Genomic DNA, 6,640 nt, shown 5'->3' on the forward strand with positions numbered 1-6,640 from the left:
CTGTTTCGCCTCGCTAAAGCAGTCGGCGATGATCTTGAGCCCCTGCTCGATCTGCGCCTCTTCGATGGTCAGCGGCACCAGGATGCGCAGCACGTTGTAGTACGGCCCGCAGGAGAGCAGGATCAGGCCTTTGTCGCGGGCGCGGGCGACGATATCCGCCGTCAGCCTGGCGTTCGGCCTGCTGCGGTCGCCCTCTTCAAACAGCTCGATGGCGATCATCGCCCCCAGACCGCGCACGTCGCCGATCTCCGGATGATCTTCAGCGATCGCCAGCAGGCCCTGGCGCAGGGTGTCGCCGAGCTGGTTGGCTTTTTCCAGCAGATTCTCCTGCTCGAAAATCTGTAATACCGCCAGGGCGGCGGCGCAGGCGATGGGGTTGCCGGCGTAGGTGCCGCCCAGTCCGCCGGGGGCGATGGCGTCCATCACCTCCGCGCGGCCGGTGACGCCCGCCAGCGGAAAACCGCCGGCGATGGATTTGGCGAAGGTGGTGATATCCGCCGCGACGCCCATCTGCTCCATGGCGAACAGGGTACCGGTGCGGCCCGCGCCGCTCTGGACCTCATCGGCGATAAGCATAATGCCGTGCTCGTCGCACAGGGCGCGCAGGCGCTGCATAAAGGCCGGGGAGGCGGCATAGAACCCGCCTTCACCCTGCACTGGCTCAATAATGATGGCGGCGATATCTTCCGGCGCGGCATCGTTTTTGAAGATGCGATGGATGCTGGCGATCGCCTCGTCATCACTGACGCCGTGCAGCGCGCACGGGTAGAGGGCGCGATAGACATGGCCCGGCATTAAGCCCATACCGGCGGAGTAAGGATTCACTTTGCCGGTCAGCGACAGGGTGTAATGGGTGCGGCCGTGATAGGCGCCGGTGAAGGCGATAGCGCCGCTGCGCCCGGTTGCCGCGCGGGCGATCTTCACCGCGTTCTCCACCGCTTCCGACCCGGTGGTGACCAGCAGGGTTTTCTTGGCGAAATCACCGGGCACCTTTTGATTCATCTTTTCGCACAGCGCCAGATAAGGCTCATAGGCCAGCACCTGGAAGCAGGTATGCGACAGCTTTTTCAGCTGGTCTTCGACGGCGGCGACAACCTGCGGATGCAGGTGGCCGGTATTGAGCACCGCGATACCGCCGGCAAAATCGAGATATTCCCGGCCTTCCACGTCCCACACCCGGCAGTTCTCCGCGCGTTCGGCGAAGATAGGGTGGATCTGGCCGACGCCGCGCGGGACCGCGTCGCTGCGACGCGCCATCATTGCTTTATTGCTGTTCATCCGTCGCTCCTGTTAAAGGCCAATGCACATATATTTGATTTCTAAGTAATCTTCGATGCCGTACTTCGACCCTTCGCGGCCGAGGCCGGAGGCCTTAACGCCGCCGAACGGCGCGACTTCGGTGGAGATAATGCCGGTATTGATGCCGATGATGCCGTACTCCAGCGCTTCGCCGACGCGGAAGACGCGGCTCAGATCGCGGGCGTAGAAATAGGCGGCGAGACCGAACTCGGTATCGTTGGCCTGGGCAATGACGTCGGCTTCATCTTTAAAGCGGAACAGCGGGGCCAGCGGGCCGAAGGTCTCCTCTTTCGCCACTTTGGCGCTGTCGGGAACGTTGACCAGGATGGTCGGCTGGAAGAAGTTGCCGCCCAGGGCGTGCGGTTTGCCGCCGGTGACCACCTTCGCGCCTTTGGCGATGGCATCGGCAATGTGTTCTTCAACTTTGGCCACGGCTTTCTCGTCGATCAGCGGGCCGGTGGTGACGCCGTCCTGCAGGCCGTCGCCAATGCGCAGTTTTTCCACCGCCTGCTGCAGCTTCTCGGCGAAACGGTCATACACCCCGTCCTGGACGTACAGGCGGTTGGCGCAGACGCAGGTCTGCCCGGCGTTGCGGAACTTCGACGCCAGCGCCCCCTCGACGGCTTTATCGAGGTCGGCATCGTCAAAGACGATAAACGGCGCGTTGCCGCCCAGCTCCAGGGAGACTTTTTTGATGTCTTTCGCGCACTGCTCCATCAGCTGGCGGCCAATCTCGGTAGAGCCGGTAAAGGAGAGCTTGCGCACCAGCGGGTTGCTGGTCAGTTCGCCGCCGACCGCGCCGGCGGAGCCGGTGACCACGTTGAATACTCCGGCGGGGATCCCGGCGCGATTCGCCAGTTCGGCCAGCGCCAGCGCGGAAAACGGCGTCTGGCTGGCCGGTTTCAGGACCATGGTGCAGCCGGCGGCCAACGCCGGGCCCGCTTTGCGGGTGATCATCGCCGCCGGGAAGTTCCACGGCGTGATGGCGGCGGTAACGCCGATGGGCTGCTTAATCACCAGCAGGCGCTTGTCGGCCTGGTGGCCGGGAATGGTGTCGCCGTAGATGCGCTTACCTTCTTCGGCGAACCACTCAATAAAGGAGGCGGCGTAGCTGATTTCGCCTTTGGCTTCCGCCAACGGTTTTCCCTGCTCGAGGGTCATCAGGCGAGCGAGATCGTCCTGATTCTCCATCATAAGATCGAACCAGCGGCGCAGAATGTTCGCCCGCTCTTTGGCGGTCAGGGCGCGCCAGGCGGGTAGGGCGCGATTGGCGGCTTCAATCGCTTCGCGGGTTTCATCGGCGCCCATTTTCGGCACGCTGCCGAGCTGCTCGCCGTTGGCCGGGTTGGTGACCGCAATCACGTCGCCGTTGGGCGCATCGCGCCACTGGCCATCGATCAGCGCCTGCTGGCGAAACAGTGTCATATCGTTGAGTTGCATAATTGCTTCCTGTCTTCAGGGGGGGTTAACGGGTAAAAGCGGCGTGTAGTGTCTCCACGCTACGTGCCGCACGCAGCGTGCGTCCGGGATTGCTCTGGCTGGCCAGCAGGCTCTGCACCTTGCTGACGATATGCGCGCCGATCGGGATAGCGGAGGTGGCCGCTGGCGATGGCGCATTGCAGGTATGTATCGAACGCGCGGTGGTAACGAAGAGAAAATCGTCGATCAGCTTGCCCTGCGGCGACACGGCCTGCGCCCGCACGCCGGCCGGCCACGGGCGTAAATCGCTCAGCGTCAGGCTCGGGCAGTATTTTTGCACCAGCCGCAGATAGCCGCTTCTGCACAGCGAATTCTTCATTTCGCCCAGTCCGGAGCGCAGGTTGTTTTGCAGTACCCGGCGGATGCCGGGCGAGGTGAGGATCTCCAGGGTATCGGCCAGCGAGATATCGCGCTTGCGGTAGCCTTCGCGCTTCAGAGCCAGTACGGCGTTGGGGCCGACGGTGACGCTGCCGTCGATCATGCGGGTCAGGTGGACGCCGAGGAACGGCATCGCCGGATCGGGGATCGGATAGATCAAATGGTTGACGATCTGGTTGTGCTGCGGCGCCAGCTGGAAATACTCGCCGCGGAACGGACAAATGATAAACCCGGGATCGACGCCGAGCATTTTCACCAGCCGATCGGCCATCAAGCCCGAACAGGCGATCAGCGTCGAGGCCTCATATTCTCCGCCCTGGCGGGTGCGGATCACCACGCCGCTGGCATGTTCTTTCAGGGCGCTGACTTCGGCGTTGTAGACGATCGTTCCGCCTTTCGCTTCGAAGTTCTTCGCCATTGCCGCCGCCACTTCGCGGTAGCTGACGATGCCGCTGGAAGGGACGAAGATCCCGCCGAGCCCGGTAATGTTCGGTTCGCGCTCGCGTAGCTCCCCGGCGCTTAGCCACTCGCGCTGCAGGCCGTTGGCGGCGGTGCGATCCCACAGGGCGAGCATCCGCTCCATCTCCAGCGGCGAGGTGGCGACCAGCATTTTGCCGCAGACGTCATAGCGGATGCCGTTCTGCTCGCAAAAGGCCTTGGTGGCGCGGTTGCCGGCGAGGCAAAACTGCGCCTTGAGGCTGCCGGGCGTGTAATACACCCCGGCGTGGATCACGCCGCTGTTGTGGCCAGTCTGATGGCAGGCCGGGCCGGCCTCTTTTTCCAGCAGCGCAATGCGGGCGTCCGGGTAAATCTCAATTAACTGCATGGCGGTCGACATGCCGATGATGCCGCCGCCGATAATCACGAAATCATACATCCGCTCAATTCCTTCGCCTGAAAACCCTTATTGATGAGTCTGGTAATGATTCGTGGAATACGCAAAGTAGCCGCGCTGGCGCATCAGCTCGCGGCGCAGGTCCGGGTGCGGCGTAAAGCGGTCGCGGCCGTGCAGCCAGAACAGGTTGTTAATGAGCAGAAATTTGCCCACCGGCACCGGTATGGAAAGGATGTTTTTGCTGGTCTCCAGCGCGTCGGAGAGGCGGCTCAGCCAGGTGCCTTCTTCGAAATCTTTCGGCTGGACGAACTGGTCGATATAGCGCATTACCGGGCGGCCCAGCGAATCGACGTCGAACACCGGGTGGAAAACATCCTTGCTGACGTTTTTGCTCGGCGGCGCGGCCCAGCGCATTGGGCGGCGAGCCAGCGGGTCGCGGAAAAATTCGTCGAGATGCTCCCAGTCGTCGAGATGCAGCAGCAGGGAATTGCCGCCCTGCATGTTCTGCTCGTCGATCTTCATCATTAATACGTAGTCGGTTTGCTCTTCGACGTAGGTGCCGTCGTTGTGCAGCTCCATCACCCGGTGCGGTTGGCGCAGGTAGCTGTCTGAGTTATCGACATTTTTCACCACGAAGCGGGCGTAATACTGACCGCTCATGGCGTCGAAGTTGGAACGACCAATCAGGTGGGCGACGGCGGTGGCCAGCTTGACCATCTCCTCGGCCTGGCTGACGTGATCGATCCCTTCGCCGTTGATAAGCAGCGCGCCTTCCGCGCGATCGAGCAATGTTTTGATCAGCAACGGCTGCAGCTGATTGCCACACAGATCGTCGAGGATCTTGCCGACCTGGAAGCGTAAGAAAGATTTGTACTCCAGCGCCTGCACCGGCCACTGCGAGACCTGCTGCAGGAACTGCGTGGTCGTTTCGGCGGAAAAGGTGAGCTCCAGCAGGCGCGGCGACTGGGCGGAAGGGGTGAAAGAAAAGCCAGGGTATTGCTGGGCTACCGGCGCGGGTGTCGGTTTTACTGCGGTCAGGGCGTTCATCAGGATCGTTCCTCGCTGTAAGGTCAGGGTGATGTTCATTTCGTAGCCATAAATTAAAAATATCTACATTTTTATAAAATGCGTACGAAATGGCCTTTTTGTTTCCATTTTGTGATCTGACAACAATTATTTAACAATGCGGGAGGGGGGATAAGGTGGTGGTGAAAGTGGCGGAACAGAGCGGGTGGCGTATAGCGCAAAATGGGGATAAGGCCGAGGGAAATCGTAATACCGGTCACAGTTTTTAATCTGCACAATATCCTTACCAGATGAAGGTGTTAATATTCAGCCGGTAAATACCTTTCAATGCTCACTGAGGCTTCGATGCTGGAGAATGTCATTATCAGATAATCAGTTTCCCGACCTGCCCAGGCCGGACTGATTATCGCTGCGCTTAAACCTTACGCACACACCTGCGGGTGTAGGCATGTTTTNGCACATGATAATGAACAGGTTTCAGTATGAATTTATCCCGTCAGGAACAACGGACCTTACACGTTCTCGCCAAAGGTGGCCGTATTGCGCACGTCCGCGATACCTCCGGCCGCATTACCGCCGTTGAATGCTACACCCGCGAAGGGCTGTTGCTGAGCGACTGCACCCTTGCGGTCTTCAAAAAGCTCAAAACTAAAAAGCTGATTAAGTCGGTGAACGGCCAGCCGTACCGGATCAACACGACCGGTTTGAATAACGTTCGCGCGCAAGCGGACAACCGCTGAAATAGCGACCCGGGCAGGGTCGCTGCCCGGGCGTATGGCTCTCAAGGAGAAAACCTCATGATCGATATCCCTCGCATTTTTACCATCAGTGAAAGCGAGCACCGTATCCATAACCCTTTTACCCCGGAAAAGTACGCCACGCTGGGACGGGCGCTGCGAATGGCGCCGGGCACCACCATTCTCGACCTCGGCAGCGGCTCCGGCGAGATGCTCTGTAGCTGGGCGCGCGATCATCAGATCGTCGGCACCGGCGTAGACATGAGCCTGCTGTTCAGTCAGCAGGCGGCCGCCCGGGCAGAGGAGCTCGGGGTAAGCGACCGGGTAACCTTTGTGCACCAGGATGCCAGCGGATATGTCGCCAGCCAGCCGTGCGATGTTGCCGCCTGCGTGGGGGCCACGTGGATCGGCGGCGGGATGGCAGGCACAATCGAGCTGCTGAAGCAGAGCCTTACGCCAGGCGGCATGTTGCTTATCGGCGAGCCATGGTGGCGCAAACGTCCGGCCACGGCAGAAGAGGCGATTGCCTGCGGCGCGCAGTCACCCGATGACTTCCTGACGCTATCGGCGCTGGTCGCCCACTTTGGCGAACTGGGCTATGACGTGGTGGAGATGGTGCTGGCCGACAAGGAGGGCTGGGATCGTTATGAAGCGGCGAAATGGCTGACAATGCGCCGCTGGCTGGAGGCCAATCCGCACGATGACTTCGCTCCGGAGGTTCGCCAGCAGTTGACCACTGCGCCGCTACACCACGTCACCTGGACCCGGGAATATCTCGGCTGGGGCGTGTTTGTCCTGATGGCGCGTTAACCGGTATGTCGGTAGCGTCAGGAGGCGCTACCGACCACCTTCAGACCTTCAGTTCGTCGTAGCTGACCATGACGTG

6 protein-coding genes are annotated in these 6,640 nt (G+C 60.9%); 2 read left to right on the forward strand and 4 right to left on the reverse strand.

Features of this window, described 5'->3' with window-relative positions; genetic code table 11:
• From gabT to glaH, 4 genes are all read right to left on the reverse strand, one after another.
• A partial coding sequence (gene gabT, locus VZP09_RS01350) for a 4-aminobutyrate--2-oxoglutarate transaminase (protein WP_328794848.1) occupies positions 1-1,278 on the reverse strand: 1,278 nt, incomplete at its 3' end.
• A 12-nt stretch (positions 1,279-1,290) separates the two neighbouring features.
• Positions 1,291-2,739 (reverse strand): NADP-dependent succinate-semialdehyde dehydrogenase, encoded by a 1,449-nt coding sequence (gene gabD / locus VZP09_RS01355; RefSeq protein WP_002889845.1) that lies wholly within the window; start codon positions 2,737-2,739, stop codon positions 1,291-1,293.
• A gap of 25 nt (positions 2,740-2,764) precedes the next feature.
• Positions 2,765-4,033, reverse strand: coding sequence for an L-2-hydroxyglutarate oxidase (gene lhgO, locus VZP09_RS01360; protein WP_328794849.1), 1,269 nt, complete (start codon positions 4,031-4,033; stop codon positions 2,765-2,767).
• A gap of 27 nt (positions 4,034-4,060) precedes the next feature.
• Entirely contained in the window at positions 4,061-5,038 is a 978-nt protein-coding gene (gene glaH, locus VZP09_RS01365) for a glutarate dioxygenase GlaH (protein WP_024264546.1), read from the reverse strand.
• Positions 5,039-5,499: 461 nt separating this feature from the next.
• Here glaH and VZP09_RS01370 point away from each other — a divergent pair, with 461 nt between their 5' ends.
• Together VZP09_RS01370 and VZP09_RS01375 are read left to right on the forward strand one after the other, a co-directional pair.
• Positions 5,500-5,757 (forward strand): YjhX family toxin, encoded by a 258-nt coding sequence (locus tag VZP09_RS01370; RefSeq protein ID WP_002889848.1) that lies wholly within the window; start codon positions 5,500-5,502, stop codon positions 5,755-5,757.
• 57 nt (positions 5,758-5,814) lie between these two features.
• Positions 5,815-6,564, forward strand: coding sequence for an SAM-dependent methyltransferase (locus VZP09_RS01375; RefSeq protein WP_192871412.1), 750 nt, complete (start codon positions 5,815-5,817; stop codon positions 6,562-6,564).
• Positions 6,565-6,640: the final 76 nt, after the last annotated feature.

It is taken from the genome of Klebsiella sp. EMBS2024 (genome assembly GCF_036233805.1).
GTDB lineage: Bacteria > Pseudomonadota > Gammaproteobacteria > Enterobacterales > Enterobacteriaceae > Klebsiella > Klebsiella pneumoniae.

Bases quoted from the DNA above. Each gene is read 5' to 3' on its own strand.
- gabD (WP_002889845.1), bottom strand. From the start codon at position 2,739: ATGCAACTCAACGATATGACACTGTTTCGCCAGCAGGCGCTGATCGAT.
- VZP09_RS01375 (WP_192871412.1), top strand. From the start codon at position 5,815: ATGATCGATATCCCTCGCATTTTTACCATCAGTGAAAGCGAGCACCGT.
- VZP09_RS01370 (WP_002889848.1), top strand. From the start codon at position 5,500: ATGAATTTATCCCGTCAGGAACAACGGACCTTACACGTTCTCGCCAAA.
- glaH (WP_024264546.1), bottom strand. From the start codon at position 5,038: ATGAACGCCCTGACCGCAGTAAAACCGACACCCGCGCCGGTAGCCCAG.
- lhgO (WP_328794849.1), bottom strand. From the start codon at position 4,033: ATGTATGATTTCGTGATTATCGGCGGCGGCATCATCGGCATGTCGACC.